Below are 587 nucleotides of genomic sequence, written 5' to 3' on the forward strand. Positions count from 1 at the left end.
GGTGGAACAGAATAATGGAAAGAACAAAATGAGGGGAGGGAGGCAATGAGAGATCCTTTGATGATGTTAGGTCCACATCAATTTTATGTGGACTGGCTGAATTTCCAATCCTTCGAGGAAGAGTTTTCTGCCTCATGGGTCTCTATGGAGCGTTTTGGTAGATCCCCCAGTTTGCAATTCACCGGCTATGGCAATGATGCAAAGACCATTCATGGAGTTTGGTTTCCAGAAGAATTTGGTGACCGTGCAGCTATTGACGCACTCAGCAGAACGATACGAGCAGCCAAACCTGTGCAGATGCTTCGTTGGATGAATGATATGAGCTATAGCGCCCTTCTCCATGGTCCCGTGGTGGATCACCACTCTCACAAAAGACCACGACTATATTAGCCGCTCTGGTCAATCGCAGCGCATCCGCTATTCCATCAGTTTATTGCCATTTTTCGATGGGGAAAAACCGCAAGGTCAAACTCAGGTGGGGCAATATCAGATGGGATATACACCATGAAGGTACCAGAAAAGCACGTTGTTGTAGAGCTAGAGTATATGAGTCTTGATCTCATCTGCTTTCAACATGCCATGGCTGT

General features: G+C 46.5%; 2 pseudogenes. Both read left to right on the top strand.

From position 1 onward, the window contains the following. Positions 1–45 precede the first annotated feature (45 nt). A pseudogene (locus J7R12_RS08630) lies at positions 46–508 on the top strand (phage tail protein). Continuing rightward, positions 505–587: pseudogene (locus J7R12_RS09115) on the top strand (tail protein X); the annotation flags it as partial. The pseudogenes J7R12_RS08630 and J7R12_RS09115, both read left to right, overlap by 4 nt.

The sequence above is a fragment of the Bartonella vinsonii subsp. vinsonii genome (genome assembly GCF_902825235.1).
Classification (GTDB): domain Bacteria; phylum Pseudomonadota; class Alphaproteobacteria; order Rhizobiales; family Rhizobiaceae; genus Bartonella; species Bartonella vinsonii.